The sequence below is a fragment of the Acinetobacter sp. ANC_7682 genome (assembly GCF_056779795.1).
On sequence record NZ_JBWYIQ010000043.1, the window covers coordinates 1 to 17,290 of the forward strand.

General features: G+C 37.3%; 19 protein-coding genes. 11 read left to right on the forward strand and 8 right to left on the reverse strand.

Annotated features, from left to right (window positions below; translation table 11 throughout):
• Positions 1-65 precede the first annotated feature (65 nt).
• The 3 genes from AC1M9D_RS12940 to AC1M9D_RS12950 all read right to left on the reverse strand — a co-directional run bounded on the left by AC1M9D_RS12940 (position 66) and on the right by AC1M9D_RS12950 (position 1,903).
• Positions 66-557, reverse strand: a complete 492-nt coding sequence (locus AC1M9D_RS12940) for a hypothetical protein (RefSeq protein ID WP_481612340.1) — start codon at positions 555-557, stop codon at positions 66-68.
• A gap of 351 nt (positions 558-908) precedes the next feature.
• Entirely contained in the window at positions 909-1,520 is a 612-nt protein-coding gene (locus AC1M9D_RS12945; RefSeq protein ID WP_481592480.1) for a Maf family protein, read from the reverse strand.
• On the reverse strand, positions 1,520-1,903 hold the full coding sequence (locus tag AC1M9D_RS12950; protein WP_035269188.1) for a DUF2237 family protein: 384 nt from the start codon (positions 1,901-1,903) through the stop codon (positions 1,520-1,522). The genes AC1M9D_RS12945 and AC1M9D_RS12950 overlap by 1 nt, the downstream gene beginning before the upstream one ends.
• A 138-nt stretch (positions 1,904-2,041) precedes the next feature.
• Between AC1M9D_RS12950 and AC1M9D_RS12955 the strand changes: the two genes are divergently transcribed.
• The 4 genes from AC1M9D_RS12955 to AC1M9D_RS12970 all read left to right on the forward strand — a co-directional run bounded on the left by AC1M9D_RS12955 (position 2,042) and on the right by AC1M9D_RS12970 (position 5,694).
• Positions 2,042-3,229 carry a phosphoglycerate kinase gene (locus tag AC1M9D_RS12955; RefSeq protein ID WP_481612341.1) on the forward strand — a complete coding sequence of 396 codons (1,188 nt, stop codon included), beginning with the start codon at positions 2,042-2,044 and terminating at the stop codon, positions 3,227-3,229.
• Positions 3,230-3,349: 120 nt separating this feature from the next.
• A complete protein-coding gene (locus AC1M9D_RS12960; protein ID WP_035269170.1) occupies positions 3,350-3,598 on the forward strand; it encodes a hypothetical protein in 249 nt (82 codons plus the stop codon).
• Positions 3,599-3,730: 132 nt separating this feature from the next.
• Complete coding sequence (gene fba, locus AC1M9D_RS12965; RefSeq protein ID WP_035269168.1) at positions 3,731-4,768, forward strand: class II fructose-bisphosphate aldolase; 1,038 nt, start codon at positions 3,731-3,733, stop codon at positions 4,766-4,768.
• Positions 4,769-4,845: 77 nt separating this feature from the next.
• Complete coding sequence (locus AC1M9D_RS12970) at positions 4,846-5,694, forward strand: DMT family transporter (protein WP_092767820.1); 849 nt, start codon at positions 4,846-4,848, stop codon at positions 5,692-5,694.
• A 23-nt stretch (positions 5,695-5,717) separates the two neighbouring features.
• On the opposite strand, the gene AC1M9D_RS12975 is transcribed toward AC1M9D_RS12970, so the two are convergent.
• Positions 5,718-6,371, reverse strand: a complete 654-nt coding sequence (locus AC1M9D_RS12975) for an A1S_1983 family putative colistin resistance protein (protein ID WP_481612350.1) — start codon at positions 6,369-6,371, stop codon at positions 5,718-5,720.
• Positions 6,372-6,469: 98 nt separating this feature from the next.
• Here AC1M9D_RS12975 and ispF point away from each other — a divergent pair, with 98 nt between their 5' ends.
• Entirely contained in the window at positions 6,470-6,955 is a 486-nt protein-coding gene (ispF, locus tag AC1M9D_RS12980; protein WP_035269158.1) for a 2-C-methyl-D-erythritol 2,4-cyclodiphosphate synthase, read from the forward strand.
• A gap of 10 nt (positions 6,956-6,965) precedes the next feature.
• Here the strand turns inward: ispF and AC1M9D_RS12985 are convergent, their stop codons facing one another.
• The 3 genes from AC1M9D_RS12985 to AC1M9D_RS12995 all read right to left on the reverse strand — a co-directional run bounded on the left by AC1M9D_RS12985 (position 6,966) and on the right by AC1M9D_RS12995 (position 9,768).
• Positions 6,966-7,490 (reverse strand): protein-tyrosine phosphatase family protein, encoded by a 525-nt coding sequence (locus AC1M9D_RS12985; RefSeq protein ID WP_481612342.1) that lies wholly within the window; start codon positions 7,488-7,490, stop codon positions 6,966-6,968.
• A gap of 48 nt (positions 7,491-7,538) precedes the next feature.
• Positions 7,539-8,630, reverse strand: coding sequence for a 3-deoxy-7-phosphoheptulonate synthase (locus tag AC1M9D_RS12990; protein ID WP_481612343.1), 1,092 nt, complete (start codon positions 8,628-8,630; stop codon positions 7,539-7,541).
• Between the two features lie 262 nt (positions 8,631-8,892).
• Positions 8,893-9,768 carry a sulfite exporter TauE/SafE family protein gene (locus AC1M9D_RS12995; RefSeq protein WP_481612344.1) on the reverse strand — a complete coding sequence of 292 codons (876 nt, stop codon included), beginning with the start codon at positions 9,766-9,768 and terminating at the stop codon, positions 8,893-8,895.
• Positions 9,769-9,954: 186 nt separating this feature from the next.
• Here AC1M9D_RS12995 and lpxB point away from each other — a divergent pair, with 186 nt between their 5' ends.
• Positions 9,955-11,124: a lipid-A-disaccharide synthase gene (gene lpxB / locus AC1M9D_RS13000; protein ID WP_481612345.1), complete on the forward strand. Its 1,170-nt coding sequence runs from the start codon at positions 9,955-9,957 to the stop codon at positions 11,122-11,124.
• A 36-nt stretch (positions 11,125-11,160) separates the two neighbouring features.
• Here lpxB and AC1M9D_RS13005 read toward each other — a convergent pair whose 3' ends face one another.
• Positions 11,161-12,036, reverse strand: a complete 876-nt coding sequence (locus AC1M9D_RS13005) for a DUF2797 domain-containing protein (RefSeq protein ID WP_092767828.1) — start codon at positions 12,034-12,036, stop codon at positions 11,161-11,163.
• A gap of 31 nt (positions 12,037-12,067) precedes the next feature.
• Here AC1M9D_RS13005 and AC1M9D_RS13010 point away from each other — a divergent pair, with 31 nt between their 5' ends.
• The 5 genes from AC1M9D_RS13010 (at position 12,068) to AC1M9D_RS13030 (ending at position 17,237) form a co-directional block, all read left to right on the forward strand.
• Positions 12,068-12,535, forward strand: a complete 468-nt coding sequence (locus AC1M9D_RS13010; RefSeq protein WP_481612346.1) for a DUF6231 family protein — start codon at positions 12,068-12,070, stop codon at positions 12,533-12,535.
• A gap of 101 nt (positions 12,536-12,636) precedes the next feature.
• The gene (locus AC1M9D_RS13015; protein WP_481612347.1) at positions 12,637-13,251 is read left to right on the forward strand and encodes a YidB family protein; all 615 of its coding nucleotides are present in this window, start codon (positions 12,637-12,639) and stop codon (positions 13,249-13,251) included.
• Between the two features lie 163 nt (positions 13,252-13,414).
• Positions 13,415-13,876: a hypothetical protein gene (locus AC1M9D_RS13020; protein ID WP_481593702.1), complete on the forward strand. Its 462-nt coding sequence runs from the start codon at positions 13,415-13,417 to the stop codon at positions 13,874-13,876.
• Complete coding sequence (locus tag AC1M9D_RS13025; protein ID WP_481612348.1) at positions 13,873-15,468, forward strand: FAD-dependent oxidoreductase; 1,596 nt, start codon at positions 13,873-13,875, stop codon at positions 15,466-15,468. The genes AC1M9D_RS13020 and AC1M9D_RS13025 overlap by 4 nt, the downstream gene beginning before the upstream one ends.
• Positions 15,469-15,530: 62 nt before the next feature.
• The gene (locus AC1M9D_RS13030; RefSeq protein ID WP_481612349.1) at positions 15,531-17,237 is read left to right on the forward strand and encodes a 5'-nucleotidase C-terminal domain-containing protein; all 1,707 of its coding nucleotides are present in this window, start codon (positions 15,531-15,533) and stop codon (positions 17,235-17,237) included.
• Positions 17,238-17,290: the final 53 nt, after the last annotated feature.

Genomic DNA, 17,290 nt, shown 5'->3' on the forward strand with positions numbered 1-17,290 from the left:
GAAATAGACGGAAACGCTTTGGTCTAAGAATGAATTTAATTGCTGGAATGGTGAATTGGATGCTCTTAAATTAACTTTCGCAAGAGATCTATTTTTTCTTGAACTACAAATCTGTAGACTAAGTTAAGTAAAAAAAGTGCGCTAGCTGAGTCTAATAGATTTTTTAAGTTCGCGAGATTTCTATTAATCTCACGATCATGCTTAATTTTATTATGGTGATTCCACCATAAAATTGTTTCATCGCTATCTATCTTATCAAATGGAGTGAATTTTAAAGATGTATATTTAATTTTTACGTCAGACTTTAAGAGAGATAGACTTTGTAGTTGTGTTTCATCTTTATAGTATTCACGAAAATCTCTAAAGTTGAATGAATTACCAATATTAGATGTACAAGCCTTAAAAATAGCTTCAATTTCAAAACAAATTGTAAGATACAAATTCATTATTTCTATAGAAAAAGTTTCATTGTTTCTAATGTCAAAATCTACGTGAGTACTAAATTCTTTTAGTTTTTTTTCTATATGTAGAAATCTATTCCAGTAGTTATCATGCATATGTATCCCCCTAAAGATATTATCCAAAATTGAAAAAAACTTTAACAATGATAACTTAAACTAAGATAATGTATGTTATACAAAGTTTCTTAACTTGTTCATGTAATTCATATTCTTAACTTGAAATGAACAACCCAAATATGATCATTTGAACTTTTTTACAATTTCTATGTTTTGAGATCGCTTATCGATCAATTTTCCACAGCTTTGTGTAGATAAATTAATTTAGCTCAGTTGTAATTATTTGAGCTAAAAATAGGGTATTTATTTCATTCATCAGTTGCTAGTAACAAATAATTCCAAAAAAAACCGAGTCATTGAACTCGGTCTTATTTATTAATAAGCAACGTATCAAGGCACTAGAATTTTCAATTCACGTAAAATCTTACACAATTGGATCATCGGCATACCCATTAAAGTTGTTTGATCCTGACCGATCATTTCTTCAAATAAGCTGATGCCCAAACTTTCACATTTGAAACTTCCAGCACATTGTAAAGGTTGTTCAAGTGCGACATAACGCTGAATTTCTTCAAGATTCAAATGCCTAAATTTGACCTTATAATGTTCAACAATGGTTTCTTCAAACCCAGATGAAGCGTGTTGAACACTCAAAGCTGTACTGAAATAAACAATTTTTCCTGAATTTGCTTGAAGTTGTTTGATTGCTTTTTCAGGAGATAAAGGTTTTCCAATAAATATATCAGGTGCGCCTTCACGCCAAGCTACCTGATCAGAACCAATAACGATCGCATCTGGATCTTTCTCAGCAAAATATTTTGCTTTTTCATATGCAAGTCGATAGGCAAGATCATCGGCATGGCTTTCCCCACGCGGAGTCTCATCGATATCGGGTGATATTTGTTCAAAATCGATATGTAATCGATTAAGTAGTTCCTTACGTGTCTGACTGCCAGAAGCTAAAATAATTCTTGCTGACGTTGAAGCAACATGATGATTCATTACACTGAGAATTCCATTAAAATGTCGATCGGGACATAAGCAAGTACTGATTGATGACAAGCCTGAAGTTTTAAATTCGGTGCCATATCATTCTGATAAGCTTCAACCCAGCGCGTCACACAAATACACCAGAAATCACCAGGCTTTAAACCGGGAAAACCAACTTCGGGTAGTGGTGTTGTCAAATCATTCCCAATTCGTTGCGAGAAACTTAAGAATTCAGACGTCATTTCGGCACAGACTGTATGTTGACCTAAATCAGAGGGCGCAGTGTGGCAAAAACCATTTCTGAAATATCCTGTAATAGGATCAAAACAACAACTGGCGAGCGGTTCGCCGAAAACATTTAAACGATTAATACTTGGATCTGGATGGATAGACATAGCAACACTTTGTGGTTCGACTCCATCTATCATAATCAAATCTAAAGATTTCTACAGCTTTTCTGAAATTTTACTCACCTTTTTTAGCATAATCATTTAGAATCTATGCGGTTTTGATATCTATAAAGTGAGCTATACATGAACTTTCAGCGTATGACTGACCTCGATTTAGCAGGTAAACGTGTTCTGATCCGTGAAGACTTAAACGTTCCTGTTAAAAATGGTGTGATTACGAGTGATGCACGTTTACGCGCTGCATTACCAACAATTAAAGCCGCTCTTGAAAAAGGCGCAGCAGTAATGGTTTATTCTCACCTTGGTCGTCCAGTTGAAGGTGAGCCTAAAGCTGAACAATCACTTGCACCTGTTGCTGCCTACTTAACTGAAGCATTGGGTCAAGAAGTTAAATTACTCACTGAATATTTGGATAGTGTTGAAGTTGCACCAGGCCAAGTTGTGTTACTCGAAAACTGTCGCTTTAACACAGGCGAAAAGAAAAATAATCCAGAGTTGGCAGCAAAATATGCAGCACTTTGTGATGTGTTTGTGATGGATGCATTTGGTACTGCACATCGTGCAGAAGCATCAACAGAAGGTGTGGCTCGTCTTGCTAAAGTTGCAGCAGCAGGTCCATTACTTGCCGCTGAATTAGATGCACTTGGTCGTGCGCTTCAGACGCCTGAAAAACCAATGGTTGCTATTGTAGCGGGTTCAAAAGTATCGACTAAACTAGATGTTTTAACATCGTTATCAGTTATTTGTGATCAGCTCATTGTCGGTGGTGGTATAGCGAATACATTCTTAGCAGCTGCGGGCTATAACGTTGGTAAATCACTTTGTGAAAATGACTTAATCGATACAGCTAAAGCAATTGCTGCGAAAGTATCGGTTCCATTGCCAACAGATGTTGTTGTTGCTGACGCATCAGAAATTAACTTTGATGACTTCCTTGGCTCATTAGCGGCAGCAAAAGCCGTAGTGAAAAAAGTTGAAGATGTTGCTGACAATGACATGATTCTTGATGTTGGTCCAGAAACAGCTCAAGCATTTGCTGAAATTTTAAAAACTTCAAAAACAATTCTTTGGAATGGTCCAGTAGGCGTATTTGAGGTTGATCAATTTGGTGAGGGCACGAAAGCGCTATCTTTAGCGATTGCAGAATCTGAAGGTTTCTCTATCGCCGGTGGTGGTGATACTTTAGCTGCGATTGATAAGTATGCAGTGGCTGACAAAATTGGTTATATCTCAACGGGTGGTGGTGCTTTCCTTGAATTTGTAGAAGGCAAGACATTACCAGCAGTCGCTGTTCTACTTGAACGCGCTTAATTGGATTTAAGAAAAAAGACCTTCTAAAAAGGTCTTTTTTTATGACTAATTTTCGTCATGAAAATGAAATAATTTTGAAATATTATGATCATAATCTGATTTATCATGCGGAATAACATTATGAAATTACAATTAGGCGTAATTGCACTATTGGCTGCTACTCTTGCTATGACGGCTTGTTCTAAACAAGAAAGTGCACCAGCTGCAGATCAAACATCAACATCAGAAGTTGCTGTTGAAGCATCAGATATTAGTGCTGAACAACAAGCGGCTATCGATGCTATTGATCAGCCATTACAAGATGAAAATAATACTGATGTTCCTGAAGAAGTTGCAAATGCACCTGCTGATCAAGCAACGGCGGAGTGATTTTCTACTTTAATAAGTATTAAATTGAAAATCTCCCTGCAATTGCAGGGATTTTTTATGAAATACTGTCAATTGTTGCTGAATTGAAACACAGGTCAGGTTAGAATATGGAGCATTACCTGGGAGGAAATTATGGCTCTTATTTCAATGCGCCAGCTCTTGGATCACGCCGCAGAACATAGTTACGGCGTACCAGCGTTTAACGTAAACAACTTAGAACAAATGCGCGCGATTATGTTAGCCGCAGATGAAACAAATTCACCTGTTATTGTTCAAGCATCTGCTGGTGCTCGTAAATATGCTGGTGCTCCATTCTTACGCCATCTTATTTTGGCTGCAATCGAAGAATGGCCACACATTCCAGTTGTGATGCACCAAGACCATGGTACTGATCCTGACGTTTGCCAACGCTCAATCCAATTAGGCTTTTCATCAGTAATGATGGATGGTTCATTAGGTGCAGATGGTAAAACACCAACAACTTATGATTACAACGTAGATGTAACTCGTCGTGTTGTTCAAATGGCACATGCGTGTGGTGTATCTGTAGAAGGTGAGATTGGTTGCCTAGGTAGCCTTGAAACTGGTCTGGCTGGTGAAGAGGATGGTGTTGGCGCTGAAGGTGTTCTAGATCATTCACAACTGCTTACTTCGGTTGAAGAGGCGACTCAATTTGTCGCTGATACTAACGTTGATGCGTTAGCAATTGCAGTTGGTACTTCACACGGCGCTTATAAATTTACGCGTCCACCTACAGGTGATATTTTAGCGATCGATCGTATTAAAGAGATCCACGCTGCACTTCCAAATACTCATCTTGTAATGCATGGTTCAAGTTCAGTTCCACAAGAATGGTTAGCGATTATTAACCAATACGGTGGTGACATCAAAGAAACTTATGGTGTTCCTGTTGAGCAGTTGGTTGAAGCAATTAAACACGGTGTACGTAAAATCAATATCGACACTGACTTACGTTTAGCTTCAACAGGTGCTATGCGTCGTATGATGGCTGAAAAACCAAGCGAATTTGATCCACGTAAATTCTTTGCTCAAACTGTTGAAGCAATGAAGCAAATCTGTGTAGATCGTTATACTGCATTTGGTACAGCAGGTCATGCTGACAAGATTCGCCCTATTTCTTTAGAGAAAATGGTAGATCGTTATAAATAATTAATAAAATTATTTATAATTTTAAAAGCCCACAGTGATTGTGGGCTTTTTCTTGAATAAAAAAACAAGAGCAAATTATGGAACTGATTTTTTCAGCAGCTTTGTGCAGCGTACTAGTATCGATTTTATTGAAGTTTAGTAAGTCTCGTGGATTTGATGTCATGCAAATGATTGCATGGAATTATGCTATCGCCACGATACTCTGTTTTTTTTGGTTTAAGCCAGACCTCAACCAAATATCATTAACCTCCACACCTTGGTGGCTTATTGGGTTGTTGGGGATAGCATTACCCTCAATATTCTTGCTGCTCTCCAAATCACTTGATCAAGCTGGAATTATCAGAACTGAAATCGCGCAAAGATTATCCGTTGTTCTTTCATTGTTGGCAGCCTATTTTCTTTTCCAAGAAAAATTTAGCACCCTGAAATTGATTGGTATTGCATTGGGTTTGAGTGCAATTGTTTTGATCATTTTTTCTAAAACATCGAAACCAACATTGCAAACAAAAAAAGCAGGAATGTATTTGCTCGCAGTTTGGCTTGGCTATGCACTCGTAGATGTTCTGTTAAAATACAGTACAAGTTTAGGGTTAAAATTTGCAGTCAGTTTAAACTTGATGTTTGTGTTTGCTTTCATTATTTCCATGGGATATTTGTCCCTGCGTCAAACATCATGGACAGTGCAAAATTTTCTTGCTGGACTAAGTTTAGGTGTATTGAATTTTGCCAATATTGCACTTTATGTGAAAGCACATATGTTGTTAAAGGATTCACCTGCAATCGTATTCGCTGGTATGAATATTCTAGTCGTAGTGTTAGGTGTGATCGCAGGTATATTAGTTTTTAAAGAAAAAATAACCCTAAAAAACAGCTTAGGTATTCTGTTAGCGATCACAGGAGTGTTGTGTTTAGCATTCGCAATTTAACTGTGAACTTGCATACACTCTGTTTAATCATATAGTCGATAGATTCCACTAAAGCGCTCACAGCCTGTTTGCTCAGTTGAGACAATCAGTAATGATTTTTGATATTTGAGTTTGTACTGACAATCATGCTCATTATCAATAATTTCGTGTTTGTTTTGAGTGGTTGTATAAGCCAATAATGGGATGGTCTGGGTTTCTAGGCGATTGTTAGGGCTACGATAAGCAATACCTTCAATTTTAACGCGATCCTTGCTCAATTGATGAATCTTAAGGTGTACAGGTTGCGCTGCAATTTTACCTTGTTCAAACTTAATGTAATGTTGAGTGAGTGTTTGATTCATCGACATGTAAAAGTTTAAATCATCAATGCGTTGATTGATTTGTAATGACACACAATTTTTATTTTTACACTGCTGCAGTCGATTCAGCCAAAGCTGTTGTGTATCTTGAATTAATCGAGTTGGTGCATCGGTAACTAAGTAGGATGTTAAAAAGCGTTCATTCAATTCATCTCTCAAAGATGAAAAATCAACAGCACAAATCATGGAATTTTTAAAACTTGATTGAGGCTTATCGCATTGAATAAGTTGTGCCTGTGCGACAGAAACACTGCTTAATCCAATGAAAAAGATAGAAATTAAAGGTTTCATCCAACTTGATACGCTTTTTGACAACATCATCGCTTATACTTTCAAATGTTTGCGCATCTACTATAGCGAACAAGAATCAAAGAATACAAGATTTCATTTTCAAAAACTGTGTAAAGGAGTTCAATGTGAGCTTAGCTATTCGTATAGGTCAAGGTATTGATGTTCATGCTTTTGAGGAAGGCGATTATGTCACATTGGCTGGTATTCGTATTCCGCATACACATGGTTTGAAAGCACACTCTGATGGAGATGTAGTTTTACATGCACTTTGTGATGCATTTTTGGGTGCTTTAGCGCTCGGTGATATTGGACAGCACTTTCCAGATACTGATGAACAGTTCAAAGGCGCGGACAGTAAGGTTTTATTAAAGCATGTTTATCAGTTGATATTGGATCGTGGTTATCAACTGAATAATGCGGATATTACAGTGGCTTGTGAGCGTCCAAAATTAGCGAAACATAATTTAGATATGCGTCAAAGTATTGCAGATGTACTTGATGTGGATATCAATCAGATTAGTATTAAAGCCACCACCACTGAAAAATTAGGATTTACTGGTCGTCAGGAAGGAATCCTGTCTACAGCGACCGTATTAATTAGTCATCAATGAGCAATTTTGATCATTCAAAGTTTTGCGCTTTCATCAAAGAGGCTTGCAGTTCTTGAGTAGCTTTACGTCCTTGCAACTGTAAGCCGACCGCGTGCATTAAGCCAGTCCAAGTGTTGTTGGGTTCCCATACTTGGTGTAATAGCTCATGTGCAGTAGGTAAATCCATATTCATATAATGTAGTCGGTACAGATAGATTAATGAACTACATTGATGATTTTCGGTGCAATGTATCCAGACCATTTTCTCTTTAACGAGATGGTCGATCAGATCGAGCACAAATAAACATTGATCGTCATGTGGAAATTCTGGATCAATAGGGATTTGGATGTAGTTAAGACCAATTTCAGCACTCAAGCGATCTTCATGATTTAAGTTCGGTGTAGCATCATTAAAAGCGAAATTAATGATGGTATCGATACCATAGGCTTTAATCGATTTAAGTTGTTCTTCGTTTGGCTGACCTGAGCTAAACAAATGCTCATGAACAAATTGAAAATGGGGAATTGAGCTAAGTTCTTTTTCGAGTTGATCCATGATTTAACCTTATAAAAAAACGCCATCGTGTGATGGCGTTTTATCTGATTAACGTTGTGGTAGAACGTCTTTCAAAGCTGCATCCATTTCCAACAAAACTTTTTCAGTTGTTTCCCAATCGATGCATCCATCTGTAACAGACTTACCATACTCTAAATCGCAAAGATTTGCAGGAATATCTTGGCGGCCACCTTTTAAATGACTTTCAACCATAATACCTACGATCGATTTATTGCCATCTAAAATTTGTTCAGTGATATTTTTTAGAACCAATGGCTGAAGGTATGGGTCTTTATTAGAATTGGCATGGCTCGCATCAATCATGATCTTGTTGCTTACTTTTGCTTTCGCTAATGCATTTTCAGCTTCTGCTACAGAACCAGCATCATAATTCGGTTTGCCATTACCACCACGTAACACGACATGGGCATATTGGTTACCTTTAGTACGAATGACCGAAACTTGACCTTGGTCATTTAAGCCAAGGAAACTATGACCATGTTTTACAGATTGCATCGCATTGGTCGCAACAGTGAGACCACCATCCGTACCATTTTTAAAGCCAACTGGAGATGATAAACCTGAAGACATCTCTCGGTGTGTTTGGCTCTCTGTTGTACGTGCACCGATTGCTGACCAAGAAATTAAGTCTTGGTAGTACTGTGGAGAGTTTGGATCAAGCGCTTCAGTTGCGCATGGCAGACCTTTCTCATTGAGTTCAAGCAATAATTTACGACCTAAACGTAAACCTTTTTCAATGTTGAAAGAGTCATTCATGTCAGGGTCATTAATTAAGCCTTTCCAACCCACTGTTGTACGAGGCTTCTCGAAATACACGCGCATGATGATATAAAGCGTGTCTTTCACTTTTTCGCTTAAAACTTTTAAACGATCAGCATAATCATGAGCTGCTGCAGGATCGTGAATAGAGCACGGTCCAATGACTACGAATAAACGTTTGTCGTTGCCATCTAAGATATTACGTACAGTTTCACGACCTTTTAGGACTGTTTGGTATGCCTTATCAGTTAACGGTAATTCTGTTTTTAATTCAGCAGGAGTAACAAGAGGCTGAATGCTTTGTACATTCACGTCATCAATGTCGTTTTGGGTGATAGAATTTGACTGTAAAGTATTCATTGCCGTCACTGGTTCGTTTTTACAAGAAAATGTTCAATCTATTGAATATAGCATGATTCAGTAGATCATTTGTTATCAAAAAGTTGAATGGATTTAATAAAAAAAAGTAATGAAATTGTCTTTTTGGTATTAATCAGAGTTTCTACTTGTATTGTATAGAATGATTTAATTTTTGAAAATTATTAAATTGAATAAATCATTTAATTTCACCTCAGTGAATTATACAGCTTCACTGAGGTTACAGTTTGAACATGATATTAAATTAAGACTGGGCTTGAGTTGAGGTTTCAATAACTGCATCAGGTGTGGTCACAGGTTTCGCTTTGACTGGATTAAGCATGAAGTTAACACCAATGGCAAATAAGGTGATGCCCAATACCTTGCGAATAATTTTTTCAGGTAAATGTGAACTCACCAACGTACCAACGATGATTGCAGGAATCGATCCGACTAAAAGCCACATTAATAAATTGAAATCCACATTACCTGAATTCATATGCCCCATACCTGCCACGAGTGTCAGCAAAACTGCATGGACAACGTCAGAACCAATAATTCTAATCATAGGTAAGTTTGGGAACATAATGATCAGCGCCATAATGCCGAATGCACCCGCGCCAACTGAAGATAAGGTCACAAAAATACCCAATACAATACCCATTAAAGCAATATATAAACGCTTCTGCTTTAATTTTTCTCGAGTTAATTCGACTTCCTCTTCAGTAACTTCTTTGGAGAATTTTTTGAAGAATTTTTCTACCTGGGTACGGAATACAATTGAAATACCAGTAATGGTCAGCATAAAGCCTAAAACCATCGTGAGAATGGCTTTGTAATGTGTAGATTGACTCAAATAGTTGTCTAAAACCCAAGTTGTGGCTAAAGAGGCTGGAATACTTCCGATCGCGAGCCAAATGACGATGGGCCAAACAATATTAAGTTTTTTTGCATGTACAAAAGAGCCGCAAAACTTAGAAATCGCGGCATAAAGTAGATCTGTACCAATCGCAATATGTGGTTCAATTTTAAATAAACCAATTAAGATAGGAGTCATAAGTGATCCGCCACCTACGCCAGTAACCCCTACACAGAAACCAACTAAAACACCTGCTAAAATATATTCAATAGAACCGTACATCGTTTATGCTACTTATCAGAAAACCGGCATATCTTATGATTTTTGAATATAAGCTGTTGTCTTGATTATTCATTTACTTATTCAAAAATAAGATAAAGCATTACTAAGTTAAGATATTTCAAGAACTCAATCTGTTATGAGATGCTTATGTTAAGATACTTGTAGAGCATGAAAGAGGATATTCATTTGCAAAATCGAAAACTTAAAATTGGCATTGTGGTTGGTGAAGTTTCAGGTGATACCTTAGGCGCCAAATTAATACGTCGTTTTCGAGAGCAGGGAATTGATGCTGAATTTGAAGGAATTGGCGGTCCTCAAATGATTGCAGAGGGTTTTAAAAGCTATTATGCGATGGATATTCTATCGGTGATGGGAATTGTTGAAGTATTAAAAGATATTAAAAAACTTTTTGCGGTTCGAGATGGCTTGGTTGATCAATGGACTAAACAACCTGTTGATATTTTTATAGGGATAGACGCACCAGATTTTAACTTACGCTTAGCAAAAAAAATAAAGCAAAAATCGTTGCCAATTAAGACTGTTCAATATGTGAGTCCTTCAGTTTGGGCATGGCGTCAAGGTCGTGTTCATGGTATCAAAGCCACAATTGACTTGGTGCTTTGTTTATTCCCATTCGAAAAAACTTTTTATGATCGATTTAATGTGCCAGCGGTATTCGTTGGACATCCTCTCGCCAATCAACTACCGTTGGAAAATCCTATACTTGATGCAAAGCAGGCGCTTGGTTTAAATCCTGAACAAAAACATATCGCGTTACTGCCTGGAAGTCGTCGTGGTGAAATTGATAAGTTAGGGCCGCTTGTATTAGATGCAGCGAAGATTGTCCATCAAAAATATCCTGAGTATCAATTTTTAATTCCAGCCATCAATGATGCTCGTAAACAACAAATTGAGCAGATCCTAATAGGTTATCCAGATACGCTCAAAGATAATATCAAGTTAATGGAAAATATTGACGCGGAATCTAAAATAGGTCGGATGGTCATGGACGCCAGTGATATTGTGGCGTTGGCATCGGGTACTGCAACACTTGAGGCGATGTTATTGCATCGTCCTATGGTGACTTTTTATAAATTAAATAGTTTGACCTACTGGATTGCGAAACTTTTAGTGAAGATTTCTTACTATTCTTTACCTAATATTATTGCAGGTAAAAAAGTAATTCAGGAGTTAATCCAGAATGATGCAACTCCAGAAAACTTAGCACATGAGATTGAGTTGTTGATGAATATCGAAAACTCAAAAATACAATCTATGCAATTGTTGACGATGCACAAGCAATTATTGTCGGATGAAAATGAAGATCCAGTGCACGCAATTCTATCTATCCTTTAAAAAAAAGCCTCATATTGAGGCTTTATTGATTTTGCATTATGAATCAGCACGAATTTTTAATTCATAACCCGTATATTTGCGTATATTGATTACACCTGTGTCCATAATCAGATATTGTCCTTTGATACCGTGCAGTTTTCCACGTATAACTGGTGTTTTGTCTAAGTTATGCGATTTAATTTTTTCAGGATATTGATCGACAGGATAAATGAATTCACGAGGAAGTTCGTTTTCTAAAATCTCTACATTTTCATTGAAATCTAGGCTCATGCTGAACTCATCTCGAATGGTTTCAATTTGAGGTTCAAACTCCGTGAGCAATTCATCTCTGATCTCTAACAAATTTACCTTTTCCGCTTCACCTTTCAGCAATTTTCTCCAGTCTGTTTTATCAGCGACTTGCGTACCAAACATGACTTCAAGTTGTCCTGATAGCCGACGAGAGCCCACTTTCATAATAGGTAAAGCTTGGGTAGCCCCTTGATCTAGCCAACGTGTTGGCATTTGACCTAAACGGGTAATGCCAACCTTTAATGCACTTGAATTGGCAAGATAGACAATATGGGGTTGAAAGCATACTTCTTGAGCAAAGCTTTCTTCACGACAAGTCCCTAAATGGTAATGGCATGTTTCTGGCTTCATAATACACATATCACAGGCTGCTTTCGTTTTCATGCATTTAAAGCAGTGACCTTGGGAGTATGATTTTGGTGTTTTATTCCCACATGAAACACAGTAAATTTTGCCGGTCCATTCAATTTCAATTTCTTGACCTAAGTTGAACGGGAGATTGATTTCTGAACGATCTAAAATAAATTTATATTCAACATTTGCCTGTTGTGTTTGTTGTTCAGTTACACTTAGGTTGGTTAAACCAGCGTGCATTTTATGACAAATGCCCTGTAATTCCATGCTTTAATCTCACTCAAATAAGGTGCAGCTCATGGCTGAGAAAAATGTCATCACGTCAATGCTAGACGATTTATCTAAAGAACAGCCAATTCAAACTGCCGTATGTCTTGGTCAGGATCTCAGCCAAGACTATGCTCAAACAATCCAATGGAATCATTTTAACGTAACTGAATTTTTAATGCTTCCTTTTCAGCAACGCTATGATCTAGGTGTTGTGATTTTAAATAGTGAACAGATGGATAAACTATCAACCCATCATAAATCACAAATGTTGGTAAAACTGCGTGATTTAATGGCAAAAAGAATCGTCGTGTTGAGTCATATTGCAGATGAGCAATTGTTAAGAAGTCTGGGATTCAAGCAACTCATTGAGAAAAAAAATACAGAGCAAGATTTCGCCTTATGGCAATTCAATATTTTGAATTATAAGCATGTGCCAGATTGGTTTAATTCTAAGTTTTGGGCTAATCCAGAAAATTGGAATAAGTTTCGATGGTAATGGCAAACTTTGAGTTTATCAAAACACAACAATTTCAATGTACAAAGCCATGTTTTTAACGATATGCTGATTCATGAAAATAAGAATCTAAAGGTGTCTTGATGACAAATTTAAGTAATATCGTTGAAATTTTAGCGAAACAGGCCTTAGGCGGTAATCCACAATCTAATCAATCGGGATTGGGTGGTGTACTTGGTTCTGTACTCGGGAGTTTAACGGGACAAAATAATCAGACCAATCAAAACCAACAACAAGGTGGATTGGGAGGGATTTTGGGATCTGTACTTGGTGGTTTATCGGGTAGTCAACCAGGTGGTGTAGGCAAATCATCAGGTCTAAACGCTCAAACCTTATTAATCGCAGTAGTTCCTTTAATTCTCAATTGGATTCAAAAAAATGGCGGTTTGCAAGGTGCACTTGATCAACTGAAAGGTCAGGGTCTGACGAGTCAAGTGGATGATTGGGTTTCAACTGGTCCTGGCGAAAATGCCAATGTCAGCACGCAACAGGTTCAAAATTTATTTGATCAGCAAGATGTAGAGCAAGTTGCACAAGAAGCGCAAGTTCCTAAACAGGATGTATACAGTGCGATTTCTTCAGTCTTACCACAAATTATTGATTCGCTTACACCTCAAGCAAATAAGACCGATCCACAAGAAGCGAATTCAGATATACAAAATGTGTTGAATCTTGTATCAGGATTTTTAAAGAAATAAAGTGAAATTAATTTGAGTTGAAAAGCCGAATGTATGTCACATCCGGCTTTTTTTATGCAATCTATCAAAGTATGTAAGTGGAATAAAATTTAAACGATTGATATATTTCATAAAGAAGCATAGGACATGCTGAATAAAACAAAAATCATTGAGGGAGAAATTCATGATCCGTAAGGAGCATTTAATCACTGCTTCGTTGTCCTCGATTAAGGCAACCTATCAACAACTTTCATCCGCGCCACTTGCCATGAGACAAGGAGAATATAAGGCTCAGTTTATTGGTCCTTGGTGGTTAAGAGTGTCTGCAGCACCGAGTTTATTTTTAAGTGGATTGGGGGGATGGTTTGGGAAAAAATTCATCAATCAAAATTTAGTCACTAATATTTTACTCAATCGCGGGCAGAGAAGTGAAAAGCTTCAAATGGAGTGTCTAGAAGAGGCGTCTTTGATTGATGGAAAACAAACGATCGCCTTGTATTATGGCAAGACAGCACCAATTCCATGGCGTTGGGTTGTTGATGAGTTAAGACAGCTTGATGAACATACGATGTTGTGTATGACTATCATTAATCTTCCTTTTTTAAAGCATTTTTCATTTCCATTTATTCTAAGTCGTGATGTATGAAATCAAAATTTGAATATGATGTCATTATTGTAGGTTCAGGCTTTGGTGGAAGTGTATCTGCGCTAAGATTGTCTGAGCTTGGATTAAAAGTAGCTGTGCTAGAGCAGGGAAGAAGGCTCACTGAAGATGATTTACATCGAGCAAGTCGGAGTTCTAAATACTTAAATTGGGCACCGACGTTAGGGATGAAGGGTTTTCTTGCACAAGACGTATTCCAACATATGGGTGTGGTTCGAGGGGTTGCCGTTGGTGGTGGCAGTGTTGTTTATGCTGCTGTGTTGTTAAAACCAGGTCAAAAGTTTTATCGTGATCCAACTTGGAGTCATTTGTCAGAAGACTGGGAGAGGGAATTACAACCGCACTATCAGATGGCTCAGTCCATGCTAGGTGTAAGTTTAAATCCATATAAAGATCAGCAAGATGAGTGGTTAAAACAAACAGCAGAACAAATGGGTTCTGGAGATAGTTTTGACACTGTACCACAGGGAATTTACTTTGGTGATCCTCATCAATGGGTGAGTGATCCGCTTTTGAATGGTCAAGGTCCCGAACGAATAGGCTGTAATCAGTGCGGAAATTGTATAACGGGGTGTGCGCAGGGTGCGAAGAATAGTTTGGATAAAAACTATTTATATCTTGCAGAGAACAATGGAGTTGAGATTATTCCAGAAACCAAAGTAACTCATCTTTCACATGTTGATGGAAAATATATCATTCATACATATCAGTCATTTAACTCCAAAGAAAAACAAGATTACTCTGCGAAACAGGTCATTCTATCCGCAGGTGTTATAGGAACTGTTGAAATTTTGTTTGCTTCAAGAGATGTGTTTAAAACCTTACCGAATATTTCTGGTCAGTTAGGTGAACATATTCGAACCAATAGTGAGGCGATTGTTGCGATCTCTAATAATGATAAAACAATAGATTTAACGAGAGGGACGACCATTTCCAGTCATTTTCATGCAGATGACAAAACACATATTACTCAGAATCGATTTCCAGCAAGTTATGAGTTTATGAAGTTTTATATGGGACCACTGGTCAATGGCGATCAACCTGTAAAACGTGCACTCCATGTTTTAAAGCATTTTTTTCTGCACCCCTTTGTTTCAACTCGATCATGGCGTTCTAAAAACTGGCATAAACGTGTCACTGTATTAACCGTCATGCAACAGGCAGACAATCAAATACGATTTGTATATGGACGTACTGCACTCAGAGGTTTTAGGCGTTTTTTGAAAACGCAGGTTTCAGTTGGAGAAAGAGCGCCGTCTTTTATACCGTTAGCAAATGAAGCTGCAGAAAAATTTGCTGAAGTAAGTGGTGGTCAAGCACAGAATAATATATTGGAAAGTATGGGGCACTTATCTGTTACAGCGCATATATTGGGTGGTGCAGTTATGGCTGAGGATTCCTCCAAAGGTGTGATTGACTCTAATCATCAGGTTTTTGGCTATCAAGGCTTATATGTGGTTGATGGGAGTGCGATTCCTGTGAATGTTGGTGTTAATCCGAGTTTGACCATTACGGCATTAGCTGAGCGATTTGCAGAAAAATATAAAATTAGTCATTTCGATAAAGTGTCATAAATCCACCATCATAATGTCATAGCTTCGTTGAATACTCTTGGTTTAAAAAAAGGAGTATTCAAATGAAGAACAAGATAAAAATAACAGGTCTTCTATTAACGACATCGTTATTGCTAAGTAGTTGTGGTGGAGATGACCAAAAATCTAATCCTAATATTACACAACCCTCAGAGTTGAAAATTCTTCATATTAATGACCATCACTCCCATTTAGATGGTGAAGAGCTTAGCTTTAATTTCGATTTAGGTCATGGTGAAGAACAACTAGTCGTTTCGCGTGGTGGATTTTCTCGTGTAGCAACATTTATGAATCTAATGGCAGAAAATCAACAGAATGTAGTGAAAATTCATGCTGGTGATGCGATAACAGGAGATTTGTATTACAACCTCTCAAATGGAAAAGCTGATGCTGAAATGATGAATACAGTGTGTTTTGATACTTTCACCTTGGGAAATCATGAATTTGATGCAAAAGATCAAGGCTTAAAAGATTTTATTGGTTTTTTAGACGAAGGACAGTGTAAAGAGCGAACAGAGATTCTTTCTGCAAATGTTGAATTTGGGGTGAGTTCACCTTTATATCAGACAGATCGGATTCAAAAATCTATTGTTATCGAGCGCGATGGGGAAAAATATGGAATTGTGGGACTTACCATTGCATCAAAAACTAAAAATTCCTCTCAACCAAATCAAGACACATTATTCCATGATGAAATTACAGTAGCTCAAAATGAAATTAATCAACTCAAAAAACAGGGAATTAAAAAAATTATTTTACAAACACATGTAGGCTATGAACTAGATCAAAAATTAGCACAAGAGCTTACGGATGTGGATGTGATTATTGGAGGCGACTCTCACACATTGTTTGGACCTCATATATTAGAAAAGTATGGTATGTCTCCTGTGGCTGCCTACCCATTACAATTGAAAAATAAAAATGGCGAATCTGTTTGTGTTGCTCAAGCATGGCAATACAGTTATGTGGTTGGTGAACTTAACGTAAAATTTAATGCAGATGGTGCGGTTAAAAGTTGTGTGGGCACACCGCATGTATTAATTGGCGATGATTTTAAACGTAAGCAAAATAATGAAAGAGTCAGTGATCAAGAAAAAAAATATATAGAACATCAATTCGAAAAAGAACGAGCTCCTTTTTCTATTATTAAAGAAGATCAAAATATTTTGAATGTCTTAGAGCCCTATAAGCAATCTAAAAAATTATTTGCAGCCAAAATTGTTGGGCAGGCAGTTGATAATTTATGTTCAAGACGTGTGCCGGGAACTCAATTTGATCGCTCACGATCATCTTTAGGTGATGTGTGTAATTTGAATGCGCATGTCGATGCCCATGGTGGTGATATTCAACAAATGGTTGCCGAAGCATTTCTTAAACAAGGCAAAGAATATTTTAATGCTGATATTTCATTTCAAAATGCAGGTGGAGTAAGAGTTGATTTGGCGAAAGGAAATATCACGGTAGCAGATATCTACCAAGTCTTACCTTTCAAAAATACGCTCGTTCAATTGAATATGACTGGTCAAGAAATTAAAGATACGCTTGAAGATGCCATTTCAGGCGTGATTGAACAAAAAAATACTGGAAGTTATCCGTATACGGCTGGATTAACTTGGCAAGTTGATATGACGCAGCCTATTGGAAAGCGTATTACAAATATTCAAGTCAGAAATGGGTTTGACCAGTTTGTGCCATTAGATTTAAATCAGTTATCTCTGTACACGACAAAAATAGATAACTCATTGAAATAATGTCACAATAATTGTTTTCTAACGACGAATACTATGACACATCTCAATGAGTT

Coding starts and splice junctions, on each gene's coding strand:
- AC1M9D_RS12940 (WP_481612340.1), bottom strand. CDS start 557: ATGCATGATAACTACTGGAATAGATTTCTACATATAGAAAAAAAACTA.
- AC1M9D_RS12945 (WP_481592480.1), bottom strand. CDS start 1,520: ATGAATCATCATGTTGCTTCAACGTCAGCAAGAATTATTTTAGCTTCT.
- AC1M9D_RS12950 (WP_035269188.1), bottom strand. CDS start 1,903: ATGTCTATCCATCCAGATCCAAGTATTAATCGTTTAAATGTTTTCGGC.
- AC1M9D_RS12955 (WP_481612341.1), top strand. CDS start 2,042: ATGAACTTTCAGCGTATGACTGACCTCGATTTAGCAGGTAAACGTGTT.
- AC1M9D_RS12960 (WP_035269170.1), top strand. CDS start 3,350: ATGAAATTACAATTAGGCGTAATTGCACTATTGGCTGCTACTCTTGCT.
- fba (WP_035269168.1), top strand. CDS start 3,731: ATGGCTCTTATTTCAATGCGCCAGCTCTTGGATCACGCCGCAGAACAT.
- AC1M9D_RS12970 (WP_092767820.1), top strand. CDS start 4,846: ATGGAACTGATTTTTTCAGCAGCTTTGTGCAGCGTACTAGTATCGATT.
- AC1M9D_RS12975 (WP_481612350.1), bottom strand. CDS start 6,371: ATGTTGTCAAAAAGCGTATCAAGTTGGATGAAACCTTTAATTTCTATC.
- AC1M9D_RS12985 (WP_481612342.1), bottom strand. CDS start 7,490: ATGGATCAACTCGAAAAAGAACTTAGCTCAATTCCCCATTTTCAATTT.
- AC1M9D_RS12990 (WP_481612343.1), bottom strand. CDS start 8,630: ATGAATACTTTACAGTCAAATTCTATCACCCAAAACGACATTGATGAC.
- AC1M9D_RS12995 (WP_481612344.1), bottom strand. CDS start 9,768: ATGTACGGTTCTATTGAATATATTTTAGCAGGTGTTTTAGTTGGTTTC.
- AC1M9D_RS13005 (WP_092767828.1), bottom strand. CDS start 12,036: ATGGAATTACAGGGCATTTGTCATAAAATGCACGCTGGTTTAACCAAC.
- AC1M9D_RS13010 (WP_481612346.1), top strand. CDS start 12,068: ATGGCTGAGAAAAATGTCATCACGTCAATGCTAGACGATTTATCTAAA.
- AC1M9D_RS13015 (WP_481612347.1), top strand. CDS start 12,637: ATGACAAATTTAAGTAATATCGTTGAAATTTTAGCGAAACAGGCCTTA.
- AC1M9D_RS13020 (WP_481593702.1), top strand. CDS start 13,415: ATGATCCGTAAGGAGCATTTAATCACTGCTTCGTTGTCCTCGATTAAG.
- AC1M9D_RS13025 (WP_481612348.1), top strand. CDS start 13,873: ATGAAATCAAAATTTGAATATGATGTCATTATTGTAGGTTCAGGCTTT.
- AC1M9D_RS13030 (WP_481612349.1), top strand. CDS start 15,531: ATGAAGAACAAGATAAAAATAACAGGTCTTCTATTAACGACATCGTTA.